Raw genomic sequence first — 24,432 nt, 5'->3', positions numbered from 1 at the left:
GGGATTAGAACTAACGTTTGGTCACTATCGGTGACTCGGTTGAGAATGGTAAACTTTGGTACTATATAAAAAAAGTCCTGTACTTCATAAAGAAAATGAAGGGTTTGGAATGGTTTTAGGGAATCGATACGTGCATATTTTTCGTTAATAAACCTGCTTAGCGGTTTATTGATTAATAACAGCAGCCGTAAACGACCATCTCTATTACATTTTAGATATTAATGGGTAAAAAACATAAGGCCGAAGTGCCAACTCCCTGGCAGAGGCTCGTTGGAATGCTTCACGTCGAGCGTTCGACAATTAATTACATTTTTATATATGCCATCCTGATCGGCTTGATCGGGCTTACGCTTCCGCTCGGGACCACGGCGGTTTTCAACCTGCTTTCAAATGGCGCGTTATACAGTTCTACTTATGTATTGATCGGCGTTGTGCTGATCGGGATCATGGTCGGCGGGGTTTTACTCATTGGCCAGCTCACATTGGTAGAGCTTATCGAGCAGAAGATTTTTACCAAAGCGACGCTTGAATTTGCATACCGGTTTCCGCGGATCAAAAAATCGGAACTGGAAGATGAAAATCCGCCGGAGCTGGTAAACCGCTTTTTTGATGTGATTACCATTCAAAAGGGGTTGACCAAACTGCTCGTAGACATTGTGGCCGCGGGTGTGCAGATTGCGCTATCAGCGATTTTGCTCTCTTTTTACCACCCTATCTTCATGACTTTCGGGCTGTTGACCGTTGTGGCGACGATTGTCGTTCTATTAATGTATTATAAAAGAGGTGTGCAAACCAGCCTTGAAGAGTCACATTATAAATATGAGGTGGTGGCTTACCTGGAATCGGTTGCAGCCGATTTGGACCTTTACCGGGGACAGCCTGACAAGCTCAGGCAGGTGATCGTGAATACAGACCGCATTACCGCAAATTATTTGCAGGCAAGAAACGATCACTTCTGGGTGCTTCGCAAGTTTTTCGCCAGCTCGGTCATCCTGAGGACATTACTGATGGGCGGGTTGCTTTTTTTAGGTTCCTATTATGTTGTGCAAAGACAAATGACACTCGGACAGTTTGTAGCAGCGGAGGTGATCATTGTACAGATCAGCTACGCGATTGAAAAGTTTATGACCAGTTTGGACACCATTTTTGATATGGTGACGGGAAGTGAGAAACTGGCCGCAGTAACCGACCTGGAACTGGAAGAAAGTGAGGTGCGCCATGGCTAGACACGGGATTGACCTGACCAGCCGCATTGATTGGGAGGAACTTGGCGTCCTCTCCGATAAGCAAATACTGAAAACGCGCGGGACCCGAATGCTCGGCCGCATTATGCTCATCCTGCTGTTTTTGTTCATCATTGTGCTCTTCCTTCCCTGGCGGCAGACGATCCCGGGCCGCGGCACGGTGACCGCATTGACCCCGGAAGACCGGCCACAAACGGTTCAGAACCAGATAGGCGGCCGCATTGAACATTGGGCTGTGCGCGAGGGACAGCAAGTGCAAAAAGGCGACACGATCCTGGTGCTCTCGGAAACGAGCCAATCATACTTTGACCCCAATCTGCCGCAACGCTTGCAGGAACAACTCAGGGCAAAAGAAGGCTCCGAAAGTGCCGCGGCGCAAAAAATGGATGCTACCAATGCCCAGATCAGCGCGCTCACGCAGGGTTTGAAATTTCAGTTGACGTCGGCAGAAAATAAAGTTGAGCAGGCGATCAATTACGTGCAGGCAGACAGCGCCGACCTGGTGGCGATCCAGAAGTTTTTTGAAATCAGCAAATCCCGGCTCGAACGTTATGAAGCGGGTTATCGGAATGGCCTTTTTTCCCTAACCGATATTGAAAGCCGCCGATTGAAATTACAGGAGGATAATGCCAAAGTAGTAAGCCAGATCAACAAGCTGAACAACTCGCAGCAGTCACTCCAAAATGCCCGCATCGAGCTGGAGAACATTCGCGCCAAATACATGGAATCCGTTGCTAAGGCGCGGTCCGATTTGAGCTCGGCACTGTCCAGCCGCGTGAGTGCGCAGGGAGAAATTGCGAAGCTTCAAAATGAAATTTCAAACATTAATATCCGTCGCGGACTGTATGTGGTGCGTGCGCCGCAAAGTGGTTTTGTGGTGAAGACTTTGAAGGCCGGGATCGGTGAAAACATAAAGGAAGGCGAATCCATTGTCACACTCCAACCTTTTCAACCGCGCGTTGCTGCGGAAATATATGTGGATGGCATGGACGTGCCGCTGATCCTGGACAGCAGTGATGTCCGCCTGCAATTCGAAGGATGGCCTTCGGTGCAATTTGCAGGCTGGCCATCGGTGGCTGTTGGTACATTTGCGGGTAAGGTGACAGTTATAGACCTGGTGAGCAGTAATAATGGTAAATATCGTATCCTGGTAACGCCCACTAATCCAGTGCCTTACAATGACGAAGAATGGCCGACACAGCTTCGGCAGGGATCCGGTGTTTACGGAAGGGTGATTTTGCGCTCGGTGCCTATATGGTACGAAATCTGGCGATTGCTGAATGGTTTTCCGCCGAGTCTGGAAAGTGAGCCTGAAAAAGTGAATGGCGGAAGTGGAAAGTAGCATGAAGCGGACTCAAATGAATGTAATGATCAAATGGGGCGTTGTGGGCCTGTCGTTATGCACCTGGCTGTTTGTCCAGGATGCGCAAGCAGGCATTGCCTGTGCCCCTGATTCTTCAAAAATATTTACGATCACAGATCTTAGGGAACTCGTGATGCAGAATAATCCGGTCGTTAAACAGGCGGGACTGCTGGGCGATGCCGCGCGGGCAAGGGTAACCCAGGCATTGGGCAGTTTTGACCCAAACCTGAAAGCATCATTCGACCAGAAGCAGTTTGGCGGAAAGGATTACTATAACCATTGGACCAGCGAACTGAAAGTGCCTCTATGGCTCGCCGGTGCGGATTTGAAAATTGGTTTTGACAGAAATGTAGGCGCTTACACGAATCCGGAAACCACGACGCCGCTGTCGGGCCTGGGTGGCGTGGGCATCAGTTTACCCATCGGTCAGGGACTGTTGATTGATGCCAGGAGAAATACATTGCGGCAGTCGCGGGTGATGGTGGATTATGCCGAAGCGGAAAGGGTGAATGAGATCAATAGGGTGTGGTTTCAGGCCGTGAAGGATTACTGGAACTGGTTTTATGCGCACCAGCAATACGACCTCATCCGCCGTGGTGTGGAGCTGGCCAACACACGCTACATTGCCACACGCAACCAGGCGTTACTGGGTGATAAACCGGCCATTGATTCCGTAGAAGCATTCATTACCGTGCAGGAGAGGTCTATCCAGCTCGCTAAGATCGAGATTGAGATCCAAAATTCGAGATTGCTCGTTTCGAATCACATTTGGGATGAAAAAGGAAACCCGCTTGAATTGCCGGAAGATGCCGTACCCGTCAATGCCGACTCGGCTGTGGCCATTGTATCGGCCTATCAGCTGGATAATTTGCTTAACAGCGCCGAAGATAGTCATCCCAAACTTCAAATGCTCCGCAGTAAGGGCGTGCAGCTTGCCATTGAGCGTAATTATCTGCGCGAAATGCTGAAACCGAAACTGAACGTCAGCGGCTCGCTGCTTACCACACGCAGGGATTTCAATTCCTATGTTCCTGACTATTATGATATTGGCTGGAACAATTACAAGGTCGGAATTGATTTCTCATTCCCGCTTTTCCTGCGCTCGGCAAGGGGGAAGCTGAATGAGATCAAGGTAAAGCAAATGGATTTGAACCTCAATGTGCAGAACGAAACACGGACCATTCAAACCAACATTCGCAGCTCGTTCAACGACCTCAAAGCATATCAGGCCCAGCTCACTATACAGGCGCAAAGCATTGTAAACCAGCGCGCGCTGCTTCAAGGGGAATTGCAAAAATTTGACCTGGGAGAAAGCACATTGTTCCTCATCAACAGCCGCGAATCCAAGCTGATCGATATGCTGATGAAACAAGCGGAACTTGTCGCCAAATACCAGCAATCCCTAGCAGATCTTTACTATAAAGCAGGGATGATTCAGGATTAGTGTTTAAAACTACAATTTCTCACCCGGCAAAGTAGCCCTTTCCCAGTAATCACATATCGCCCTCAACTGGTCCTTCAAACCTTCATAAGTTGGCGCTTTAACGTAAAAACCCTGCACGAGGGACATGTAGGCATCGTCAACATCCTTGGGATTGACTGACTCAGATAAAAATATGAATGGGATCGTTCGGCGTTTTAGCTGATCATCTGCGTTGATCACTTCTTTCAATTCCAAACCGGTCATTTTGGGAAGATACAAATCGCACAGGATGATAAAGGGTCTTTCCTTACTGCTATTGAGATAGTCTATAAGCGCCTGACCATTGTCAAAATTGATCACCTCACTGGTGCATCCAATTGATTTTAATGCATCTGTGACCAAGTAGCGGTCATCTTCATCTCCTCCAACGTATAATATCGGTCCGTTTTCCATGTAGCGTTTACCATCACAAACATAAAAAAATCTTGCCAAGTCGGGCGGGAAGTTGGCTTAGGGGCCGGTGACTTTCATCTACCGGCCCCGTAAGGGAACTTCAACCAACCTAACCAGCAAGATAATAACAGTAAAGAACGGACTTCACCCTTCCACAGCTAATTAGGGTCCTACCTTGATGAACTTATGCACCTCCTTTACACCCAAATCATTGAGAACTTGTATGGTATAAATTCCGGTTGGCAGAGTGGATGTTTCGACTTGGTAGGGCTTTCCGGAGAAGTTTACATCTTTGGATAAAATTATTTTTCCTGCTGCATTGTAGACCCGCAATTTTCCGGCTGAAGCTACATTACCCGTTTCCACTGTGAGCTGATCGGCGACCGGATTGGGGTAAACCGAGAATCCATTGGCCTTACCCAGGTTAACACTACGGATCGTGCTGAATGTGAAGGTTTTGTCAAGATCAATCATTTTCAGACGATATAGATTCTCGCCATTTGACGGGTTAAGGTGGATGAACTCGTATTTTCTTTCTTCAAAACTCTCCCTACCTGCCTGTACATCACCCAGAATGTCCCAGGATTTACCTGCGTCGTGGCTATGCTGGATTTCAAAATGGCTGCTGTTGACTTCGCTGCTCGTAGACCACCGGACCTGCACAAAGTTTTCGTTTTTCTCGGCTGTGAATGCAACCAGCGTAACCGGCAGGCTCGCGCAATCGGTTTCTACTTCTTCCTGCGAGTTACACCCCGTGCTATTATTATAAATTGCAACAACATCCGGACTGCTCGTTGTCAGGAAAGCACATATACCCGCCACCGCACACGTCCCCAGACTCTCGTTATTCGTAATGGTAAGCCTTTGCTGAATGTAAGTGAGGCCATTCAAATCTTTCAGATTTTCGAGCAGCGGATTGGAATCCAGTATAAGCTCCCCGCCTATGGCTGTCAGATTGTTCAATCCTTTGAGAGAGGTCAGTGCGTTATTACCCAGAATTGAGAAAGTATCTGTAACTGAGCCCAAAGTCTCAAGACCCGACATGTCGGTCAGCGCCGCATTATTTTCAATAATGACAGCATTTAGGTTTTCAAACTTACCGATCCCGGCCAGACTTGTCAGCAGCGGATTTCCTGAGATCCATAAAGTGGAATACGGCCCGATAGACACAAGATTGTTTAACCCTTCCAGGCTCAGCAGCGAGCTATTTTCAGCAATCAGTAAACCACTATTTGTTCTTGTGAAAGCTGATAGATTACGGATATTGGTCAAGTTAGGATTAGCAAATATTATAAATCCAGGCAGTTCCATAAGCTCTCCGTCAACAGATATGAGGCCGTCCAGCCCTCTCAGACTGGTTAATCCCGGATTTTGTAAAATGATAATCTGCTCGGCAACTGTGGTCACATTTTGCAAACCCTGCAAATCCGTCAGCGCGCTATTAAGAATGACCTGAAGTGCTGTTAATGTAGTGAGTTTTGAAAGCGCCTGAATGTTGCTTAAAGCGAGATTGTTAGCGATAATCAAAGAACCGACTTGGGTCAAAGCTGCAAGTTCGTCCAGGTTGGTCAGCCCTGCATTATCTGATATTACCAGCAAGTTTTCCAGCGCGGTAATATTTTCCAGGCCTTGCAGATCGGTAAGCAAATCGTTGTCTTCGATGATGACGCCCCCCGCGCTCGATAATGTGAGATCGCTCAAAGTCGTCAGTGCAGCACTCTGATAAATATAGATGCTTTCAACTGATTTAATATTTTGCAACCCTTTCAGATCGGTGAATAAAGGATTTGCTCCAATACTAAGTTGGCCTCCAATGGCCGTGATATCCGAAAGCGGCAAAAGATCTGTAAGGGATGCATTATCAGTAATGGCTAAATCGCCACCCAATGCTGTAATATTTTCCAGGCCGGCCAGGCTGGTCAGCAATGGATTGTAGGATATTTCCAGATCATCATTCACCACAGTGATGCCGGAAAGGGCTTGAATGCTGGTTAGCGCGTCATTATTCGATACAGTAAGTTGGTCGGCGAGCGTTACAACATTTTGAAGTCCCTGCAAGTCGGTAAGCAAGGGATTGTAGTCAATGGACAGGTCATCGCCGATAGAAGTTAGTGTAAGACTGCTCAGTGTGGTCAGCGACGGATTATCAGAAATATCCAGATCACGTCCGACAGACTGGATGTTTTGCAAGCCAGCCAATGTTGTGAGGGCAGCATTTTCATAAATTAAAATGTTGTCCGGCACATTCGTAATTTTTGAAAGTGCAGTTAGATCTGTCAATAACGGATTGTAGTAAATCTCGATGTTGCCTCCAACAGAGACAATGTTGTGAAGGCCATTGAGACTGGTCAGTCCCTCAACACCTTCGATAGAAATGCTTGTACCAACACTGGTGATAAAAGACAAAGGAGAAAGATCAGTAATGTCCGAGGCTCCTGGTTGCCCGAAGATGTGCAAGCTTTCCGGCAAGGATGTACATCCGCCAAAGTCGTTGGCAAAATCAGTGAGTTCAGCTTGCGAAGAGATAATAACATTTCCACTGGGGCATTGTGCGAAAGAGGCAAAAGGAAGCAATAACGCAATGAGGCAGTAAATTTTTTTCATGCAAAACGGTTGAGTATAATTGAATAAAGGAAAGTTTAACTTAACTGCAAGAGCGTATAATGGATATTCTACTGTGCGGATTTTTTATGCATGCGACATTTGTCACTGCAATACTTTACATCTTCCCAAACCTTTTCCCATTTTTTACGCCAGCTAAACGGCCTGCCGCATACTGCGCAAATCTTTTCGGGAAGATGTTGTTTCTTCATTTTGTTAAAATGGATGTGATAAATGACACTGCCAGCAAAAAGTTTGGTTTTTTGCTGGCAGTGTAAAAATGAAATGCTATCAATGATCAATTATAGCCAGTAAGGATCAAATTATAGCTTAAAGCCTAATGTTGCTCTCAGGATATTGTTTTTCTGGTTGCTATCTTTAAAAAGCGGGCTCATCCCCCATTCATGTGACAAATCAAGCGTTACAAATCCGAATTCAAGACCAACCCCGGCGTTCAGGCCGTAGGAAAAGTCTTCAATATTTTCTTTATCAAAACGATCAGAACCATTCTTGTCCACATTCAGAACATAGTTTCCTACCACACCTCCTTTGATATTAAACCGGAAAAATCCACCTTTTGCTTTCGTCAAATAAACACCCAGCATTAGCGGCGCCTTTAATGAATGGATTCTTGGGCCTGTCAATAATGGCGCGGTTGAAATGCTGTCTTCGCTGGTCACATTCATGGAAGAACTGAAATAATGCACTCCTGGCTGAATAAAGAACTTGCGCATTCTGAACCTGAAATCAAGGCCCGCATTCCATCCTGCGCGTCCTTCGTACTGATCATCCTTGAAATCTGCATTGAAATTGGAAGCATGTATCCCGACCATTGGAATCACCCACATTCCGGAATTCCTTTCGCGTTTCTCGCCAAACCGCTCCCTGAAACCAAGTCTCCCTTCATTGTCTGCAGCTTCACGGTTTTCAGCATCATATCTGCTTGGAGCTGCCCCGTAAGGTGCCGCACCCGCTGGGGCCGGCTGGCCTTTTTTATACCGTAACCAAGCCTGGTAGTCTTCATAATCAGCTTGATCCTGGGGCGCCATGCCTTCTCTCACAGGCTGAGCAGCCTTGGGTTGTTGTGCATTATAATCTGCGGGAACAATGATATTGTTGATGATGATGGTTGGCTGTCCGGGCTGCTGCGGATAATTCTTATAAGTAGATTCCAGCGCACGCTGGGCTACTGCCGCCATATTGGCTGCGTTTGGATCCGCGGTCACATTGCGCTGGACAATGTAAGGTGCATTGGAATTTTGTTCAGTTCCCGAAGTGTTTTGAACAGCATTTCCCGGTTGCGGAGGGTTAGCGTTCCCTACCGCAGGCGCTGGCGCAATAGCAGGCGCCTCAACGGGACGCGCAGGCATCCCTGTGCTGGAAGCAAGCTCCTGCTCCTTTTCCTGTATTTCTTTTTGAAGATTTGCCACTTCCTCATTGAGCTTATCCACGTTGTCCGAAGCTTTACGGGCATTTTTTGCATCACGCTGGGCATCCTTTGCAGCACTGGAAGCCTTCTTGCTTAATTTTTTGTCCTGCGGGTTAGCAGCAAGGTCCCGGGCTGCGGCTGTATTGGCATCAGCAGAAGCCTGTGCTTCTGAGGCAGTTTTCTGCATTTCAGCGCGCTGCTTTTCCAGATCCTGCTGTTTCTCGACGAGCTTGATCTTTTTCTCATTCACTTCCTTGCTGGCCTCAATGGCCTTTTTCTGACCGTTTAAGGCCTGTAAGGAGTCGTTAGAAACTACTTGCGCAAAAGCCGACGTTGAGAATAGTATTGCAGCCAATACGTGTGTTGCTAGTTTTGTTTTCATAGGTATTTTAGTTTTAATGATGAATCAATCCGAGCGGTGCGCCCGAAAAAAGAGTGGGAATTGACGATAATGAAGCATCAAAATCGGGAAGCCGCGTCAATTGATCTATCAGGGAAGAATAAAATACTATGCCTTGCAGCGAGAAAGCTTTAAGCGTAACAACACGCGACACGAATATCTGTACTAATTGCTTTTTCCTAAATATTTCCAGAGAACGATCACAGATAAAGTCATAAATATGACAGCGAAATTGATCCCAAGCTGAGAACCTTCACCTCTTGACACATGGAAAATAATGGCAGCGACCATTAACAAAACGATCCCATAGCAGGCATAGAGCGTCAAAACCGGCCAGATGCGTAATAAGCGCGGAATGATTATCCCGATGCCGGCAAGGGTGTCTGCCACACCCGCAATGGTTACCAGCACATGATTCCCTGCGGTCCATGGCCACATTTCTGAGAGTTGTTCTGCCGGCATGAAAAGTTTGATATACCCACCCCACAAAAGCGTTAAGGCCAAAAGAACCTGCAACGACCATAACAAGGCATTAAACACTTTAAATTTGACTTCCTGTTTTTCCATTTTGTTTTGCTTTAAATCCATAAGCAAAACTATCTACCTTTACTATCCATACGATAGCGCTTCCTGATCGGATAGCACTATCCAATCAGGAAGTAACGGGAAATAAACAACGATCAAAATGTTAACCACAGGCGGTTGCCCTAAAACGGCGCTTTCAATAAAAGACGCATTAGAAGCCCTTGAAGGGAGATGGAAATTGCTGATCCTCTTCTCGTTATCAGGCGGAAGCAAGCGATTCAAGCAGCTTGCAAAAGAAGTGCCTGGCATTACGGACAAAACATTATCCAAAGAGCTCAAAAACCTCGAAGGCAACAAGCTGATCACCCGAAGCGTTTACGACACTTTTCCGCCCACTGTCGAATATACAATCACAGACCATGGCAGATCACTTGAAAATGTACTTGAAGCACTGCATTACTGGGGCTTACGACATCGTGCCGTTGTGATAGAAGATTAAAATACAGCATCATCATTGCACATTTACATGCAATCATAGCATTTGCATCATGCTGGTTAAGAGATACTTCTATTCAGCCACTCCTGAACAATGTTAGTCAGATTACTTGTGGCTGCGGTAATCGCATCCAGCCTTTTAAAGCTGGCTATTGCTCTATCATTTTCCTTCCAGACCAAAAGTCCGTGATCCTCAGTGATAAGCTTGTCCACTGGCTGTTCTTTAACCTTTGCACCTCTGTGAAATACGAGTTGAATTTGTTTCGGAGGCTGGATTCTCATCGTAACCCTATCTTCGGCTCCAACCGAATAATTGGGACCGTTCCACTTAATGTTTTCTGCCAAACGGCTGTCAGCCTGTAATATAATCAGGCGCAGTGCATCAATCTCCCTGCGGAGCGGGTGTTCTAATTTATCCAGGAAATCAGACACCTCCGGATTTATGGGCATAATGTTTTGGATTAGTGTATACAAAGCTAACAGCACGTTTATGAAAATCGGAGAGAAATTATTTAAAGTACTAATTTTATGAAAGCACTATTAGGATTAACACTCATCGCAATGCTCATCGCCGACCAACCTCGCAGGGTTTTACTGTTTTATACTGACAACGGAAAGGAAACGTGGAAAGAGCAAGTGAGCACGCTGAATGGACGCCAAAAGGATATCCGGGACCGCGATATTGAAGTAAAATCTTTTTCCAATTCAAAAGAAAATATCCCGGAATGGCGTAAATGGAAAATTGACACCACAAGCGCATTCACATTTCTTCTCATCGGTCGCGATGGCGGGGAAAAGTTAAGATCGAATGAGGTGGTGAGTCCCGAAAAATTATTTGGCCTGATCGACGCCATGCCAATGCGGAGAAATGAGGTGAAACAGAAGCCATGATGGACAGACTGTCTTGTAAGAATTTCGATTAAACAAGACTACGGGTGTAAACCTGATCTGAATTACAGAACGAGCGCTGAACTTATGGGGTCGATATAAATTTCAGAGGTCGTCCGTGAAATGGCGTCTTGATTTCGCCTGGTTGAATTTTCGCGTATTATAATCGCCAGATTTGTTCCGGGGAATTGACAGGCTTTCCCAATGCTCATTAGCAGCCATTTTTGCAATGTAAACGATCTGACCGATGTGGTAAGGATAATGGGCAAGCTGCCGGTTGATCGCCTCCATGACTGTGTGGCCGTCATTCCGGATGTAAATGACCGTTTCCAGCTGGTCGTCGCGGAGGTCGCGTAACGTAGTTAACAAACGCTCCCAGCCATTGTCCCAATGTGCCATAATTTCTTCGCGGGTCGCAAAACGATCTTCAAATTCAGCATCCCGGTTTCGCCATGGTTTCTCTCCATCCGTCGTTAAAAAATCAGTGAAACGCGACAGCATGTTCCCACTAATGTGATTCACGATCACCGCAATACTGTTGCTCTCCGCATTGTATTGCCAGAAAAGATCCTCGTCGGGCAATTGCGCGATCGCTTTCTCGCCGAGCATTTTGTAATACTCAAATTGCTTGATCGCACTGCCTAAATAGCTAGTTTCCATGACCCGGTTTCTTTTGTCAAATACAGAGCGTAATATTAAGGTAATTATTCTGGATGGGAAAAACGCCGCCTGATGATACGGCAGCATTACTGGCTAAAATTGAAACCAACATGAATTTTCAAGGACTCGATACTGACATACTAATTAAACGACTGACGAAATTCAATCGGCGACAGGTTTGTGTTGGCTTTGAATAATTTACTGAAAGACTGCGGATAGTCAAACCCGAGTTCGTAAGCGATTTCGCTAACAGACTTGTTGGTTCCCGAAAGCTTTTCTTTGGCCTTATGAACGATCACATCGTGCAAATGATGCTGGGTACTTTTGCCTGTCAGCGTTTTTAGCAAGCCACTCAAATAGTTAGGAGACACGTGCAATGCACCGGCGATCTCGGAAACAGACGGCAATCCTTTCTTCGCCAGTTCATTGTTTTCGAAACGTTCTGTCAGCAGGTTTTCCAACCGGATTAAAATGTCATGGCTGCTGGCTTTTCGTGTGATAAATTGACGCTGATAAAAACGGTCGGAGTAATTCAGTAAAACTTCTAGTTGGCCGATAATGATGTTCTGGGTAAAGGAATCAATGCGCGCGTGATATTCTCGGCGAATGTTCTGCAAGATATCGGTAAGGATCTGCTCCTCCTGTTCGGACAAGAAAAGCGCCTCCTTGACAGAATAATCAAAGAATTCGTGTTGTTTGATTGTTTTGGCCAATGATGTATGCCAAAGAAAATCGGGATGGAAAATCAACAACCACCCCGAATGTTCCAGCACCTGATCGGGGCCGGCTTCTATGCCGATTTTCTGACCGGGAGCCATGAATGTCATAATGCCCTCATCAAAATCATAGGCCTGCTGGCCATATTTCAGCTTGGCGTCAAAGTTTCGTTTCAGCGCAATCGCATAAAAGTCCAGCACCCAGCTTTGGGGATGATCTCCGGACAGCTCCCTCATATCTTCGAACCGCAACACGCTGACCAGCGGATGCGCGGGTCCAGGCAATTTCCTTAAACTATGGAATTCACTGATGCTCTTGATATGGTAAGGCTCCTTGTCTTTCATTTTGTAATATCCCTATTTTTGAACAAATGCAGCTGAAAATGTTTTGGCAAAATCTGTTGTTTTTACACTACCCAATTTTGCCGGTCTGTTTTGGTAATAATGTTCAGCGATGAGGCCCGTATGATGCCCTGTCTGCAATTCGACCATGCTGGCCGCCATGTGCGGCGGCATGCCTGCGGCTTCCAGGCGGCCCTGGATCTCTTCTCCTGGAACCACGATCCACTTCAACTCCGGCATGCCAATTGCTTCTCCTAAAATGCGGGCTACTTCATTGCAGGTTAGCTCGTCGCTGGCTACATACCGAATGCTTCTGTCCAAAGCAGATTTTTCAAGCTCTTCCACTGCTGCTGCGGCAATGTCTTTGGGATCTACCAACACCGTTCTGTCGTCCCCGCCGTAGGCCGCGACTATGACCCCAGCATTTTTGATGGCAGGGATAAATCCGAAAAGGTTATAGTAAAATGATGTTGGGCGAAGATGGGAAATGCTAACGTCTGTCGGGAGCTGATCCAGTATTTTTTCCAAATAATACGATCCGGCGATGCCACCGTTGCCTTTGTCCAGATGCGCGCCCCAGCTGCTCAGATTTACAACACGCTTCATGCCCGAACCAGCGATTGCCGACGCATAATTATTGCTAATGCTGCTAAAATAGGCGACCGGATCCAGGTGCGGGTCGAAATAACTTACGGGCGGGACCATGGTATAAGCTGCATCTGCACCTTCAAACACTGTGGCCAGAAAATCTGCATCCTGAACTGAACCGAATGCTGCCTTTGCCCCTATTTCCTGAATAAGATCTTGCTTGTCCGGATTGCTGCTGATGACTGTAACTTCATGTCCTCCTCTAACCAATTCTTCTGTAAGCGGCTTACTAATGTGCCCTAATGAACCTGTGACGATTATTTTCATTGCGAATTTTGTTTTTGCTGTCAGGAAGCAAAATTCGTCAGGAACAGACACGCGCACATAACCAAATCTATGCTTGTTGTGCTAAAAACTCCGATTCAAGTTTCGGTCATCCCCTTTTCCTACCCTGGACTGCCAAACTTTCGTGCACAATGCATGTTGGTTCACCTTTACCTACTTCTTGGTCAACTTCATTCTGTCTTCGGAAGACGTGCCGTCGCTCCATACTCTTTTCCTTATTACTATGAGTCTGTCGTCTTCAATCGTTCCCTTAACTTCTATACGACATGGCAGACGATGGTTGTCGGATAAAAACTTAAAATCCAGCTTGTCTGTGCTGTTGATCATGACGTTTTTAGCGGTATCAAGTTCGGGAGGATACGGGCCACTTTCATACAGCCGCATTGCTTCTTTAAAAGTTATTTGGACACTCGAATTTGAGATTTTCTTAATATTCCATTCATATGCAACGCTGGATCCGGAAGTGAATAACGTATCGACATAAATACCCTCTAACCGGCTCGTAAAATCCGGCCCGGCAGCGGCAGGTGCAACCTTTTCATTTGAGCAGGAAAATAAGATTAAAGTAAATGGTAAATATATACACCGTGCCGTGGCAGAAAAGACCAAGTAGGCAAAGCCTTTTAAAGTAGGATAAGGAGCCATTTATTTATCTGTTTGTAGGTTAGAAGGTTACACAAGTAATTACTTACTGCTTAAAACGCAACGCTATAAAAAGAACAATCCCTTGATCACGGGTTTGAGCTGCTCATAACTGCACACCGTCCAGGTTATTTGCCTGGGAAAGAAAATTAAATATTGAGTGGGGAGCAGTATACAAATCAGCGATGCTCCTCTGAAAATTTGCTTCGAAACGGCGGTGTCATATTTTTGAATAATTACAGCGGAAAGGATCAGCAAAGGGAATCCATAGGTCAGGCTTCTTGAAATATCGAAAACCGAATAGGCAATAATGATGTGAATGAGCATGATACTCATCATTGTAAAGGCTAAAAATGTTTCGCCCTTTTTAATTAAATAAAATACAGAGACCACAAATAAAATCCATAAGCCTTCAAAACTTAAAAATATTCCTGCAAGCCGGTGCTTTAATTGGTAGGGAATCAAACTTAAATCCACCCCTGAACCTTTGCCGGTAGGTGTATGCAGACCGAACCGGTTGGAGAGTAAGATGCGTAATGCAAGATAAAAGATGGCTACCACCAATACGATGTTCGAGCGGTGCTCTGCCCAGTAACTCACAGACCAGAAACCTTTTACGGACCGAATATTAAAATCACTCTCTGATAAAAGACGGAACAGGAATATTGATGATAATGCTATCACAGCCCTTTCGTCAGTCCAGCACGCGAGCGTTAATGTTGAAAAAATGGCTATGCGGTTATGGAAATACATTCCAAGTAAAAGGAAAAAATACGCAAATCCATCAAACCAAAAATCGTAGTCCCAAATAAATGCTTTGGCAAGATAAATAGTGGATATACCAAGGACAATGGGCAGTACCGAAGAACGGGAAAGATGTTTGAGCAGCAATTTAATAAGCACAAACAAAAATGGGATCAGTAATGCCGATTGAATTAAATAAATGAATACAACACTTTTTGCATTTGTACCGGTTACGCCTATTGCTTTGGCTAATAGCGGGACGGTTAAGCGAAAATCTATTTTAGCACCATGGGTTTCCGTGGCACCGACAAAAGGATTTAGAGGAGCGTTTACTTTATTAAAAAAATAGGAATGAGTGATATTTAAATTTTGGTCTGAAAGTAACTCTAAATATTTAGGATAAGTCAGGAGCAGCACTGATATAAATATGACAAACGAGGTCGCTAAGATCCGCAGATTAGAGTCTAAACATTTTGCAAAAAACCTTTCAACAAATGCCCTTTTTAACCAATTATCCTGAGGCCCGTTATTGTCTGAATCTTTTGCTAATGGGGGCGATTTTTTGCCTGATATAAATACAAGTGCCTGGTTCATCGCGTGCATGGAGGTTGATTTCGATCAAGAATCCGCTCCGAACAACAGCGAACGACTCATGCTGGTTTGAAGGAACTATAACATAGACACCCAATGCCGGAAAAAACGTTGCGCGTTGTATTTAAGTAGTCACAAAGTAAGGAGTTAACGCTTATGCTATTATTATGGCTAAGTAATGTTTAAATTAGGAAAAAATAACCTTCCTGATCGTATTGGATGAACGCAATGCTAAACAATTAATGATTCTCCATGAAATTATTGATAAAAACGATTCTTTACACCTGGCTTTTGTGCGTGATCGGGTGCAAAGAGGACCAGGAGCCACAGAAAGCACAGTGTGGTTGCGATAGTGATGCAGAAGCATTAATTGACAGTATATCCGGTAAAATAGAATTTAATTCGGCTGAACAGCCTGTTAGGTACATCCTCGAAGGGTACTATGGAGCCGGATTTATGGTTTGTAATGACGCAACGTTTCAGGGCCTCTTGGTTCAAAATAAAATCATGAGTGGTGATAGTGTCGTATTTGGCGGGGAAGCAAAACATACGTGTAGGGATTGCGAATTCTGCGGGTTAATTTCGATTACTGCCTTAACAAAAAAATAGCCATCACTAGGAAGTTAGCGGAGCGTGAGTGAGCCTCCTTTAATTTTTGAAGGTCAAGGTGAAACGCGCGCCTTCATTGGGCTTACTTTCCAGCAAAACGCTCCCACCCAGGCTGGTAATCTGGTTATAGATCAGGTAAAGGCCGATTCCTTTACCGTCCGCATGGTTATGAAATGTTTGGTTTAATTGAAAGACTTTATCATTAATTGCCCCCAAATCAAAGCCAAGACCCTGATCCGAGAATATCAACTGCGTGGTCTTGGCATTCCTTATTGACTTAATAAAAATCTCAGGATTCCTGCCCGGAATTGCATATTTGATTGAATTCGTGATCAAATTTAGGAATGTACTTTCGAGATATTCCTGATTATACTTTACGGTCCGGTTCTCTGAAAAATCGATATGAAAAATTGCCTTTGAATTTTGTATCAGCGACTCCAAGGAACTTCTGACTTTATTCAGGGAGTGTTCAACGTCCAATTCTTCAATTTTCACAGTAAGCAGATCCTTCTGCAACAATATATCCACATAATGATCCAATGTTGATTTCAGGCTTTCTGCTGCGGATTTAAGAATATCCAAAAATAACAGTGTCTCCCCATCTGTGATTTTGGAAATGTCCATTAAATCAAACACGGACAGCAAGTTACTGACTGGGGAGCGAAGGTCGTGCGATGTGGTGTAAGTCAGCTGTTTGAGCTCCCGGTTCACCTTCGTCAGGTTCGCGATCAGCACATTACGGTCTCTTTCCAAGAGCTTTAAATGCGTAATATTTTTTGCAATAGCATACACCAGCTTCTCCTCATAGCGCGGAATGGAAGTCCAGGAAAGCCAGATTACCTCGCCATTTTTAGTAACATAGCGATTCTCATAGTCAAGGAGCGGTTTATTGTTTTTGAGCTTATCGCGGTACTGCCTGGTTACATCCCGGTCTTCGGGATGAATAAAAGTGTCAATGGGGCTGGTCAGCAACTCATGCTCAGTGTAACCCAGTAAATTCGAAACAGCTGGGTTAATGTCTTTGAAGTAGCCGTCAAAACCAGCTATGCAAAGCAGATCTGCTGAATTTCTGAAGAATAAGTCTTTATCAAATGAGGTTCTGGGTTCGGGCAAGGTTGGAGGTTCGTTCATGATTGAAATTTCATATTATTCTAAATTTAACCCGGAAAAAACTCCAACAGCATCAGCCTGTAAGTTTAATTGATGCGAAGTGTGAGCAACACTTCCGGGCGGGAATAGAATGATTACAATATCATACTATATTTGCGCATTTTAATACAACATCGTATTATATTTGAAAACATTTAAAATACAGACGATGAATTTTAATGGAAAAAATATCCTGGTTGTAGGCGGAAGTTCCGGTATCGGTTTATCACTCGTGAAAACTTTACATGAGAACAATGCGTCGGTGTTTGTGATTGCTCGGACAAGGCCAGCCGATCTTCCGGAGGGCATTTCGTACTTGCAAGCCGATGTGACAGGCGACCTTGAAGCGATCAGCGGGTTTTTGCCGGAACAAGTGCATGGCCTGGTTTATTCCGTCGGCAGCATTAACCTGAAACCATTCAACCGGCTTACGGCCGACGATTTTTTAAATGATTACCGCCTCAATGTCCTGGGTGCTGCCCAGATTATTCAGCATGCATTAAAGTCATTGAAAAATGCGGCAGGGGCTTCTGTTGTTTTGATAAGTTCTGTTGCAGCCAATACGGGGCTACCCTATCACGCAAGCATTTCGGCAGCCAAAGGTGCTGTACAGGGACTGGCCATATCGCTGGCCGCTGAGCTGGCTGGTCAGAAGATTAGGGTTAATGTAGTTGCGCCCTCACTCACAGATACGCCCATGGCTCAGAACCTGCTGAGCTCACCCGAAAAACGGGAAGCCTCTGCAAAAAGACACCCGCTTTTAAAATATGGGCAACCAGAAGATATCAGCCAGGCAATCGCTTTTTTATTATCAGACGACAGCAGCTGGATAACCGGCCAGATCATCGGCGTTGATGGTGGCCTGGGCAAATTAAAAACCGTTTAAAATGAGCACAAATATAAACAGCGGGCAGATTGCCGAACTCGAAAAGCAATATCGCATATGCCTGATAAACAGTGTTTTGGGATATAAATCGCTGAATTTGCTTGGAACAATCAATAAGAACGGCGACACCAACTTATGTGTGATCAGTTCAGCCTTTCACCTGGGGGCCAATCCTCCGTTGATAGGGATGGTTATGCGGCCCGGGCGGGAGCACAACGACACGCTCGCTAACATTCAGGCAACTGGTCAATTCACCCTGAACAATGTATTGCCCGCGTGGTACAAACAGGCGCACCAAACCAGCGCCAGTTATCCGTCCGGTGTTTCCGAGTTTGAGACTTGCGGATTTGATGCCCAATATGTTCCCGGATTTGAAGCACCTTTCGTGCAACAATCAACGGTCCGGATCGGATTGAAGCTTCGCGAAACCATTCCGATGGAGATCAACCGCACGACCATCGTGATCGGTGAGATCATTGAAATCCTGGTTGAAGATGCGCTCATCGGGCAGGACGGCACCATTGATCATATTCATGCAGAAACGATGACCGTGGCAGGATTGGATGCGTATTTTTTACCAAGCCCCGTCGGCCGGCTGGCCTATGCAAAACCTGATATTGAGCCACATGAAATAAATGAGCCATGAAATCATACCAGCTTATTCATGAGCTAATCTCACTGGTTGAAGAACTGGAAGGGCAAAACCCGGACAAAGAAGTCACCATGCAGGACTTTGCCGGCTTTGTGGTCCATAAGGCTGGCAACGCTGCGTCAGACGTTAACCCGACCGGCCCTGTGCGCCAGGATGTCAGATTTGGTAAAAATGAGATAAGCGCACAGGAACTGGTATTCCAGCTTGATAACAACATTGGCCAATTGTTTGTATACATGAGCCGGTATGCGAAATCATACATTAAAAAGGCGCTGGACGGTACACCATTGCTGGCAGCCGAAGATTTCACGGCGCTGGCCATTTTGCTTACCCATGACAACCTCTCCAAAAGTGAACTGATCCACTATAATTTGCAGGAAAAAACCTCGGGCACGGAAGTTATCCGGAGGCTTCTCGCAGCCGGACTTATTGAACAGTGGGACAATGAAAAGGACAAGAGAAGCCGGCAGATCGCGATCACCGATCAGGGCAAACAGTTGCTGTACATGGTGTTTGAAGACATGAACCATGTTGGTAGAATGGTCTCGGGGAACCTTACTGTTTCTGAAAAGCTGACGCTTCGGTATTTACTTCAAAAATTAGAGGATTTTCATCAGCAGCATCATCAACAAAAAACCATTTCCAGTAAAGCGGATCTCAAACGCGTGACCGAAGCCCTTGTTAACCAGGAAACTAGACTTGTTACCACCGACAACATGCAAATTCAGTAACGCTGCGATACAGGTTACTCTGCGTATCCAGGCAAGTACACGCAAAATGTTGATCCCTGACCAGGATTACTGATCGCCGTGATGACGCCGCCATGATTGGATACGACACGCTCGCAAATGGCCAGCCCGATTCCCGTTCCTTTAAAATCGCTTTGCGTATGGAGCCTTTGAAAAACCTGGAAAATCCGGTCCAGATACTTGATATCAAAACCAATACCTTCATCACGAACATTGATCTGGTGCACCACCTGGGTACTGTCCGGGAATTTCAGTTCAGCAGGCAGATCAGCTTTATTTCTTCTAATGTGTTCGATATGGATACGTGGCGGTTTTTCGCCAGGCGTAAACTTAATGGCATTTGAGATCAGGTTTTGAAATAAATGGGCAAGCTGTGCTTTGTCACCTTCCAGCATACCGAGTTTATCAATTTCAATAGCAGCTTCTCGTTCCTGAATTTCATAGGCCAGGGTTTCCAACACGTCGGTCATAACCGCATTCAGTGAGATCGGGCCATATTTTTGTTGGCGCGAATCGACGAGGGAATACGCCAGCAAGTCTTTCACCAATGCCGACATCCTTTGTGCCGATGCATTGATGCGGCTTAATAGAAATGCCGGTTTATCATCAACGCCGGCACCAAATTCCTTTGTAAGCAGGGAGCAGAAAGATTGGATTTTACGCAGAGGCTCCTGCAAATCGTGGCTGGCAATGTGGGCGAACTGTCGAAGGTTATAATTTAGCCTGACGAGGTCTTCGTTTAAAGCCGTTAGCTCCCGGGTCCGAAGTTCGACCCTGCCTTCAAGTTCCAGGGATAATTGTCTGTATTGACTTTCGCTTTGCTCTATTTTTTGCCGGCTGATCACCTGTGCTGCTACATTCTCACTGAGCTCTTTATTTCTCCTTCTCAGTTTCAACAAGTTGACAACCTGGCTAGCCAGGATTTTCAATGCTTTCAGCTGCTCCTGGGTTAAGACTTTTGGCTGATGGTCAATCACGCATAATGACCCTAATGCAAATCCATCTTCATCAACGAGTGGGGTGCCGGCATAAAAAATCACATGCGGATCACCGGTTACCAGCGGATTTTCGGCAAAACGGGGATCTTCCCGTGAATCACTGATAACAAAAGTTTCATTTGGGTCGAGTATCGCATGGGCGCAAAACGAATATTCCCGCGGCGTTTCACGCGCATCAAGTCCATGATTTGATTTAAACCACTGTCGGGCATCATCTACAAGGCTAACCAGGGAAATGGGTGTTTGGCAAATTTGCGCAGCCAGGTAAGTAATATTGTCGTAGTCCTGTTCTGGCAGGGAATCCAGGATGTTGTATCCTCTAAGTGCGCCCAAGCGATCACGTTCACCAGAGGAAGTATTGTTAAAATCCATCAATCAAAATCATCACTGTCCAAGCGTTAAATATACGGCTTTGTTTTGCAGTTGACACATTTTCAAATGCATTCCAACCAAATTGCCCCCCGGCTTGTCACCAATAGGTCACTAAACCTAAGATCTTACATGAGCGTTAACCTATCTTTACTTGTCTTCTTGTTTTTTACACTTAGCACGATAAGCTGCCGGGTCGATCAGGAGGGGCCGGGAATAGTCGGTCCGGAACCGGAGCCGCGAATCAACTACCTGGGCAGGGACAGTATCACAACGGGCGATTACCGGGGCATTGCAATCAATGCCTCCAAGGACGATGCTTTTGAAGTATTGGAAGCTTACCGGGAAAACAAAACAGTCGCTTACGTGAGTGCAGTCAATAATTATTTTGCAGACGTCAGCGACCTAAAAAATCGTCTCCAGTTTTTCGACTGGCTGGTGCTCGACGATACCTATGATACCCCAACAGGCATACAATTCCAACTAAACGCCGGCCAGGTTACAAGCATTCGCCTTAACCAGGGTACAACGCTGGGTCAATGGCCCGAAGCGGCTGATCCTGAGGTGGCAATAAAAGTCGGTGATACTCAGGCAATATTGTATAAAAAACTCGTTGCGCTGAGCAAACAGCCGGAGTATACACACAAATTTAAGCGGGTTGTCCTGGGTGCCAAGTACACCTACGCCGTGTACGATGCCATGAAGGCTGAACTGCCGTGGGCATTTATATATGATACTAAGTCCCAAGGTATGATGGAGCAGGTTCGCATTTATTTCAAGGACAAAAAGGTTGATTACATCATCGTAGATCGCTTTCAGCAATATTAAAAACCTTGATAAGCGCATACGTGCCGTTCTAAGGCGATGGTCAGGCGTAAGGTGCGCCGACCGTTTCCTTATAGACGCCGGCAACGCGCTTACTTAAACTGACCCGAAATCTCTGGGGTTTTGCGACGATACGTGCACCGGTCCAGGTGGATGCGATCACCATTCCGGCGGCGATTAGAATAATGTCTTTGATAATATACTGCGCTTCAAGGGTTGGGGCATGCAATGTGCCGGAGAAAAGTTCGGAAGGATAAAGAAACAGCGGGGACATTGCACCAACCATTTGAAGGGCAAGTAACCACACACCAACGCGCAAAAACATGCCGGTAAGGAAGCAAAAGCCGATCAAACATTCAAGAGTTGCAACAAACACCATTGCACTATGACCGTTGACAACCCCTAATGTAAGCTCGGATGTTGTGCGGGTGGCCAAAGACTCAATGGGGCTTATCCCTGTAAAAAATTTGAGCACGCCAAAACCCAGAAAAACGATCCCCATCGTAAAGCGCAGAATGTTGATACTATTGGCTACCAACCATTTATTCATGGATGTGTCGAGTTTATCAAAACGGTCGAACAGGCTAGGTGAATTCTTCATGTGTAGTAGGTCAAGTTTTACTAATCTACGCCTGACCTACCTTAAAAAGATCGATTTCCGGGAAAGTTTTCGACGACAGTTGCTCAGACGCCTGGGTTTTGCGTTCCAGGCAACCGAGCTATCTCCCTATCACGAACCGGTCCAGGAATTTCAGTCCGTCCCGCGAATAAATGCGAAAAATGTAATGCCCGCTCGGAATATTTTTGACCGAAATCCCCTTTTCAAATTGGCTGTCAATCCGCGAAACCACTTTGCCTGCATCGTTCACCACTTCTGCCTTTGAGATTTCCTGGAAATTGACATTTCTGAATTGTATATGATCTGAAACGGGATTGGGATACAAAAAGGCATTTTCTCCCGCATTCATTCGGACCGAAAGGACGCGGCTGAATGCAAATGACTCATCCCGATCGATCATTTTCAGCCTGTAATAGTTTAATCCTTCTGCCGGAAAGGAATGGGTGTATGTATAGTGTTGCACTTCCTGGCTCTCCCCCGCAGCTTTCACGTCGCCGATCGCAGACCATGCCTTGCTATCCGTGCTGTGCTGAATTTCAAAATTCCGGCTATTTTCCTCTCCGGACGTTTTCCAGGTGAGCAAAACTGACTTTGCTTCATTGCTGACGGCAAAATCAACGAGGTTTACCGGCAATGTGGTTTCCGAATCAAAAACACCCCAGGCTGAAAATTGCGTGACATTTTCGACTGTTATGCCATAACCTACGGTTGGGAAAGTTTCGGAGTACTTCGGGCCGGCTTTATTTTCCCAGTCCGTTCCTCCCCAGCGTTTCACGTAAATATTTGTTAAATCAAAACCAACAGGCATTAAAGGGTTGAGCGCAGGCCATCCAAACTTCAAACTGAATGGCTGTTCAAGTGAAACATGGTCTGAAGTAATATTCCATTCGGCATCAAGGCTTTGCGTATTTTCGGGATCAGGATGCGCGGGATTACGGCTCGCAACTCGCACAGCGATAGTGACGGGTGCCGAGGACGAGCTATTTGCCGTACCCGTAATGGTTACTGGCGTGAAATTTTCACTGGCAAATCCGTTCTGACCAAGTAAAGCTTTTCCAATGAGAAATTCTTTGTTGATGGCGCCGCCCGGCACCACGTATTTCAGGCTTCCTGTACCAGTTGTTACGATCCGTTGGTAGACTGTGCGTGAATAAAAACCGATGATATCCACCCCATTACAAGTTAGATCAAAGTTCCCGATATCGATAAAACCTGAAACCAGATGAACATTATTCGCCGACGAAACCGGAGATGCCAAAACCGAAAGGTTGCCCGTTAATGTTACACCCGCCTTATTGTCAATAGTCAAAGATCTTGTATTGAGTTTCGTGCCGTCGAGCGTTTGCTGAATATTGTAACCACCCAATGTGAAGGCGGCCACTTCCAGAAGACCCTCATTCATGAATTTGCCTTTGACTTGAAATGACCTGTCGCCCGTGTCATCCAGTGATTTACCGGAACCGATCGTCAGGTTCAGGCACGAGGCGTCGGTATCCAGGAGAACATTTCCATTGATCACCACATGGTCGGTTGCAGCCGGCACCACGCCGCCTTCCCAGGTCGCCGGATCATTCCAGGAACAACCCTCGCAATTTTTGGAGCTGACCGTGCCCGGATACCGAAGACTAGGTGCTGCCGCGCATGGTGAATAGCTAGCCTTTACCCAGCCCGTGGTCGGCGGATCTGGCGAGGAACTCGCGTCATTGGACGCAAGCGACAAAATTCCCGCCCTGATTACCCACTGGTTATAATTATACTGGATAAACTGCGGATTACAATATCCCATACAGCTCGATGAAACCGAATAGTTGGCTTCGTAAATGTTTCTGCCACCTGCGTCGGTGCCGGACAGATAGTACGGACCATTGACGTTGTATTCCGAAGAGGTGCAGCCTTCCAGAATCACGATTTGCGAATAGGTTTGAAAGGAAAGAAATACAAAATAGAGTAAAAGTAATTGCTTCATAAGCAGGACGTTTTTGAGGAATGGAAGAGAATTGATCACTACATAATTTGGTATAGTAAGCTCCTGATTTTCTGCGCATCCCTGCCGAAATTCTTCCCAAACACCTTATTTTTCTTCCGAATCGGGCATTATTTCAAACGAAAAAATCGCAGCATAATCTT

The 24,432-nt window shown here is 45.8% G+C and carries 25 protein-coding genes; 10 read left to right on the top strand and 15 right to left on the bottom strand.

The window, feature by feature from the left end:
- The first annotated feature begins 221 nt into the window (after window positions 1-221).
- From L0659_RS13740 to L0659_RS13730, 3 genes are read left to right on the top strand one after another with little or no spacing between them, the layout of a single operon-like run.
- Window positions 222-1,226, top strand: coding sequence for an ABC transporter ATP-binding protein (locus L0659_RS13740; RefSeq protein ID WP_235126677.1), 1,005 nt, complete (start codon window positions 222-224; stop codon window positions 1,224-1,226).
- Complete coding sequence (locus L0659_RS13735) at window positions 1,219-2,586, top strand: HlyD family secretion protein (RefSeq protein WP_235126676.1); 1,368 nt, start codon at window positions 1,219-1,221, stop codon at window positions 2,584-2,586. The genes L0659_RS13740 and L0659_RS13735 overlap by 8 nt, the downstream gene beginning before the upstream one ends.
- Before the next feature lies 1 nt (window position 2,587).
- Window positions 2,588-4,051, top strand: coding sequence for a TolC family protein (locus L0659_RS13730; RefSeq protein WP_235126675.1), 1,464 nt, complete (start codon window positions 2,588-2,590; stop codon window positions 4,049-4,051).
- Between the two features lie 9 nt (window positions 4,052-4,060).
- Here the strand turns inward: L0659_RS13730 and L0659_RS13725 are convergent, their stop codons facing one another.
- The 5 genes from L0659_RS13725 to L0659_RS13705 form a co-directional block, all read right to left on the bottom strand.
- Window positions 4,061-4,483, bottom strand: a complete 423-nt coding sequence (locus L0659_RS13725) for a response regulator (protein ID WP_235126674.1) — start codon at window positions 4,481-4,483, stop codon at window positions 4,061-4,063.
- A 162-nt stretch (window positions 4,484-4,645) separates the two neighbouring features.
- Window positions 4,646-7,087, bottom strand: a complete 2,442-nt coding sequence (locus L0659_RS13720) for a T9SS type A sorting domain-containing protein (protein WP_235126672.1) — start codon at window positions 7,085-7,087, stop codon at window positions 4,646-4,648.
- A 68-nt stretch (window positions 7,088-7,155) separates the two neighbouring features.
- Entirely contained in the window at window positions 7,156-7,296 is a 141-nt protein-coding gene (locus L0659_RS13715; RefSeq protein WP_235126671.1) for a DUF2256 domain-containing protein, read from the bottom strand.
- 111 nt (window positions 7,297-7,407) lie between these two features.
- Entirely contained in the window at window positions 7,408-8,895 is a 1,488-nt protein-coding gene (locus L0659_RS13710; RefSeq protein WP_235126670.1) for a porin family protein, read from the bottom strand.
- A 183-nt stretch (window positions 8,896-9,078) separates the two neighbouring features.
- On the bottom strand, window positions 9,079-9,480 hold the full coding sequence (locus tag L0659_RS13705; RefSeq protein WP_235126669.1) for a DoxX family protein: 402 nt from the start codon (window positions 9,478-9,480) through the stop codon (window positions 9,079-9,081).
- Between the two features lie 118 nt (window positions 9,481-9,598).
- Between L0659_RS13705 and L0659_RS13700 the strand changes: the two genes are divergently transcribed.
- Window positions 9,599-9,937 carry a helix-turn-helix domain-containing protein gene (locus tag L0659_RS13700; protein WP_235126668.1) on the top strand — a complete coding sequence of 113 codons (339 nt, stop codon included), beginning with the start codon at window positions 9,599-9,601 and terminating at the stop codon, window positions 9,935-9,937.
- Window positions 9,938-9,993: 56 nt separating this feature from the next.
- Here L0659_RS13700 and L0659_RS13695 read toward each other — a convergent pair whose 3' ends face one another.
- Window positions 9,994-10,383: a DUF1801 domain-containing protein gene (locus tag L0659_RS13695; protein ID WP_235126667.1), complete on the bottom strand. Its 390-nt coding sequence runs from the start codon at window positions 10,381-10,383 to the stop codon at window positions 9,994-9,996.
- Window positions 10,384-10,461: 78 nt separating this feature from the next.
- On the opposite strand from L0659_RS13695, the gene L0659_RS13690 reads away from it, so the two are divergent.
- The gene (locus L0659_RS13690; protein WP_235126666.1) at window positions 10,462-10,824 is read left to right on the top strand and encodes a DUF4174 domain-containing protein; all 363 of its coding nucleotides are present in this window, start codon (window positions 10,462-10,464) and stop codon (window positions 10,822-10,824) included.
- A gap of 102 nt (window positions 10,825-10,926) precedes the next feature.
- Here the strand turns inward: L0659_RS13690 and L0659_RS13685 are convergent, their stop codons facing one another.
- The 5 genes from L0659_RS13685 to L0659_RS13665 form a co-directional block, all read right to left on the bottom strand.
- Window positions 10,927-11,481: a DUF1572 family protein gene (locus L0659_RS13685; RefSeq protein ID WP_235126665.1), complete on the bottom strand. Its 555-nt coding sequence runs from the start codon at window positions 11,479-11,481 to the stop codon at window positions 10,927-10,929.
- A gap of 140 nt (window positions 11,482-11,621) precedes the next feature.
- Window positions 11,622-12,542, bottom strand: a complete 921-nt coding sequence (locus L0659_RS13680; RefSeq protein ID WP_235126664.1) for an AraC family transcriptional regulator — start codon at window positions 12,540-12,542, stop codon at window positions 11,622-11,624.
- Window positions 12,543-12,554: 12 nt separating this feature from the next.
- Entirely contained in the window at window positions 12,555-13,454 is a 900-nt protein-coding gene (locus tag L0659_RS13675; protein WP_235126662.1) for an NAD(P)H-binding protein, read from the bottom strand.
- A 171-nt stretch (window positions 13,455-13,625) separates the two neighbouring features.
- The gene (locus L0659_RS13670; RefSeq protein ID WP_235126661.1) at window positions 13,626-14,117 is read right to left on the bottom strand and encodes a hypothetical protein; all 492 of its coding nucleotides are present in this window, start codon (window positions 14,115-14,117) and stop codon (window positions 13,626-13,628) included.
- A gap of 63 nt (window positions 14,118-14,180) precedes the next feature.
- A complete protein-coding gene (locus L0659_RS13665; RefSeq protein ID WP_235126660.1) occupies window positions 14,181-15,452 on the bottom strand; it encodes a hypothetical protein in 1,272 nt (423 codons plus the stop codon).
- A 249-nt stretch (window positions 15,453-15,701) separates the two neighbouring features.
- Between L0659_RS13665 and L0659_RS13660 the strand changes: the two genes are divergently transcribed.
- Window positions 15,702-16,058, top strand: coding sequence for a hypothetical protein (locus L0659_RS13660; protein ID WP_235126659.1), 357 nt, complete (start codon window positions 15,702-15,704; stop codon window positions 16,056-16,058).
- A gap of 39 nt (window positions 16,059-16,097) precedes the next feature.
- Here the strand turns inward: L0659_RS13660 and L0659_RS13655 are convergent, their stop codons facing one another.
- Complete coding sequence (locus tag L0659_RS13655; RefSeq protein ID WP_235126658.1) at window positions 16,098-17,189, bottom strand: PAS domain S-box protein; 1,092 nt, start codon at window positions 17,187-17,189, stop codon at window positions 16,098-16,100.
- Between the two features lie 187 nt (window positions 17,190-17,376).
- On the opposite strand from L0659_RS13655, the gene L0659_RS13650 reads away from it, so the two are divergent.
- The 3 genes from L0659_RS13650 to L0659_RS13640 are packed head-to-tail and all read left to right on the top strand — an operon-like array spanning window position 17,377 to window position 19,476.
- Window positions 17,377-18,093: an SDR family NAD(P)-dependent oxidoreductase gene (locus tag L0659_RS13650; protein WP_235126657.1), complete on the top strand. Its 717-nt coding sequence runs from the start codon at window positions 17,377-17,379 to the stop codon at window positions 18,091-18,093.
- 1 nt (window position 18,094) lies between these two features.
- A complete protein-coding gene (locus L0659_RS13645) occupies window positions 18,095-18,739 on the top strand; it encodes a flavin reductase family protein (RefSeq protein WP_235126656.1) in 645 nt (214 codons plus the stop codon).
- The gene (locus L0659_RS13640) at window positions 18,736-19,476 is read left to right on the top strand and encodes a MarR family winged helix-turn-helix transcriptional regulator (protein WP_235126655.1); all 741 of its coding nucleotides are present in this window, start codon (window positions 18,736-18,738) and stop codon (window positions 19,474-19,476) included. Before L0659_RS13645 ends, L0659_RS13640 begins: the two co-directional genes overlap by 4 nt.
- A gap of 14 nt (window positions 19,477-19,490) precedes the next feature.
- Here the strand turns inward: L0659_RS13640 and L0659_RS13635 are convergent, their stop codons facing one another.
- Entirely contained in the window at window positions 19,491-20,864 is a 1,374-nt protein-coding gene (locus L0659_RS13635) for an ATP-binding protein (RefSeq protein ID WP_235126653.1), read from the bottom strand.
- A 129-nt stretch (window positions 20,865-20,993) separates the two neighbouring features.
- Between L0659_RS13635 and L0659_RS13630 the strand changes: the two genes are divergently transcribed.
- On the top strand, window positions 20,994-21,689 hold the full coding sequence (locus L0659_RS13630) for a hypothetical protein (RefSeq protein WP_235126651.1): 696 nt from the start codon (window positions 20,994-20,996) through the stop codon (window positions 21,687-21,689).
- A 40-nt stretch (window positions 21,690-21,729) separates the two neighbouring features.
- On the opposite strand, the gene L0659_RS13625 is transcribed toward L0659_RS13630, so the two are convergent.
- Both L0659_RS13625 and L0659_RS13620 read right to left on the bottom strand, forming a co-directional pair.
- Window positions 21,730-22,287 (bottom strand): DoxX family membrane protein, encoded by a 558-nt coding sequence (locus tag L0659_RS13625; protein WP_235126650.1) that lies wholly within the window; start codon window positions 22,285-22,287, stop codon window positions 21,730-21,732.
- Window positions 22,288-22,405: 118 nt separating this feature from the next.
- Window positions 22,406-24,271: a T9SS type A sorting domain-containing protein gene (locus tag L0659_RS13620; protein WP_235126649.1), complete on the bottom strand. Its 1,866-nt coding sequence runs from the start codon at window positions 24,269-24,271 to the stop codon at window positions 22,406-22,408.
- Window positions 24,272-24,432 lie beyond the last annotated feature (161 nt).

This window comes from Dyadobacter sp. CY347 (assembly GCF_021502655.1).
Lineage (GTDB): Bacteria > Bacteroidota > Bacteroidia > Cytophagales > Spirosomataceae > Dyadobacter.
The sequence above is the reverse complement of the archived record's forward strand: the minus strand, read 5'-3'. Positions and strand labels throughout refer to the sequence as shown.

Coding starts and splice junctions, on each gene's coding strand:
- L0659_RS13740 (WP_235126677.1), top strand. CDS start 222: ATGGGTAAAAAACATAAGGCCGAAGTGCCAACTCCCTGGCAGAGGCTC.
- L0659_RS13735 (WP_235126676.1), top strand. CDS start 1,219: ATGGCTAGACACGGGATTGACCTGACCAGCCGCATTGATTGGGAGGAA.
- L0659_RS13730 (WP_235126675.1), top strand. CDS start 2,588: ATGAAGCGGACTCAAATGAATGTAATGATCAAATGGGGCGTTGTGGGC.
- L0659_RS13725 (WP_235126674.1), bottom strand. CDS start 4,483: ATGGAAAACGGACCGATATTATACGTTGGAGGAGATGAAGATGACCGC.
- L0659_RS13720 (WP_235126672.1), bottom strand. CDS start 7,087: ATGAAAAAAATTTACTGCCTCATTGCGTTATTGCTTCCTTTTGCCTCT.
- L0659_RS13715 (WP_235126671.1), bottom strand. CDS start 7,296: ATGAAGAAACAACATCTTCCCGAAAAGATTTGCGCAGTATGCGGCAGG.
- L0659_RS13710 (WP_235126670.1), bottom strand. CDS start 8,895: ATGAAAACAAAACTAGCAACACACGTATTGGCTGCAATACTATTCTCA.
- L0659_RS13705 (WP_235126669.1), bottom strand. CDS start 9,480: ATGGAAAAACAGGAAGTCAAATTTAAAGTGTTTAATGCCTTGTTATGG.
- L0659_RS13700 (WP_235126668.1), top strand. CDS start 9,599: ATGTTAACCACAGGCGGTTGCCCTAAAACGGCGCTTTCAATAAAAGAC.
- L0659_RS13695 (WP_235126667.1), bottom strand. CDS start 10,383: ATGCCCATAAATCCGGAGGTGTCTGATTTCCTGGATAAATTAGAACAC.
- L0659_RS13690 (WP_235126666.1), top strand. CDS start 10,462: ATGAAAGCACTATTAGGATTAACACTCATCGCAATGCTCATCGCCGAC.
- L0659_RS13685 (WP_235126665.1), bottom strand. CDS start 11,481: ATGGAAACTAGCTATTTAGGCAGTGCGATCAAGCAATTTGAGTATTAC.
- L0659_RS13680 (WP_235126664.1), bottom strand. CDS start 12,542: ATGAAAGACAAGGAGCCTTACCATATCAAGAGCATCAGTGAATTCCAT.
- L0659_RS13675 (WP_235126662.1), bottom strand. CDS start 13,454: ATGAAAATAATCGTCACAGGTTCATTAGGGCACATTAGTAAGCCGCTT.
- L0659_RS13670 (WP_235126661.1), bottom strand. CDS start 14,117: ATGGCTCCTTATCCTACTTTAAAAGGCTTTGCCTACTTGGTCTTTTCT.
- L0659_RS13665 (WP_235126660.1), bottom strand. CDS start 15,452: ATGAACCAGGCACTTGTATTTATATCAGGCAAAAAATCGCCCCCATTA.
- L0659_RS13660 (WP_235126659.1), top strand. CDS start 15,702: ATGAAATTATTGATAAAAACGATTCTTTACACCTGGCTTTTGTGCGTG.
- L0659_RS13655 (WP_235126658.1), bottom strand. CDS start 17,189: ATGAACGAACCTCCAACCTTGCCCGAACCCAGAACCTCATTTGATAAA.
- L0659_RS13650 (WP_235126657.1), top strand. CDS start 17,377: ATGAATTTTAATGGAAAAAATATCCTGGTTGTAGGCGGAAGTTCCGGT.
- L0659_RS13645 (WP_235126656.1), top strand. CDS start 18,095: ATGAGCACAAATATAAACAGCGGGCAGATTGCCGAACTCGAAAAGCAA.
- L0659_RS13640 (WP_235126655.1), top strand. CDS start 18,736: ATGAAATCATACCAGCTTATTCATGAGCTAATCTCACTGGTTGAAGAA.
- L0659_RS13635 (WP_235126653.1), bottom strand. CDS start 20,864: ATGGATTTTAACAATACTTCCTCTGGTGAACGTGATCGCTTGGGCGCA.
- L0659_RS13630 (WP_235126651.1), top strand. CDS start 20,994: ATGAGCGTTAACCTATCTTTACTTGTCTTCTTGTTTTTTACACTTAGC.
- L0659_RS13625 (WP_235126650.1), bottom strand. CDS start 22,287: ATGAAGAATTCACCTAGCCTGTTCGACCGTTTTGATAAACTCGACACA.
- L0659_RS13620 (WP_235126649.1), bottom strand. CDS start 24,271: ATGAAGCAATTACTTTTACTCTATTTTGTATTTCTTTCCTTTCAAACC.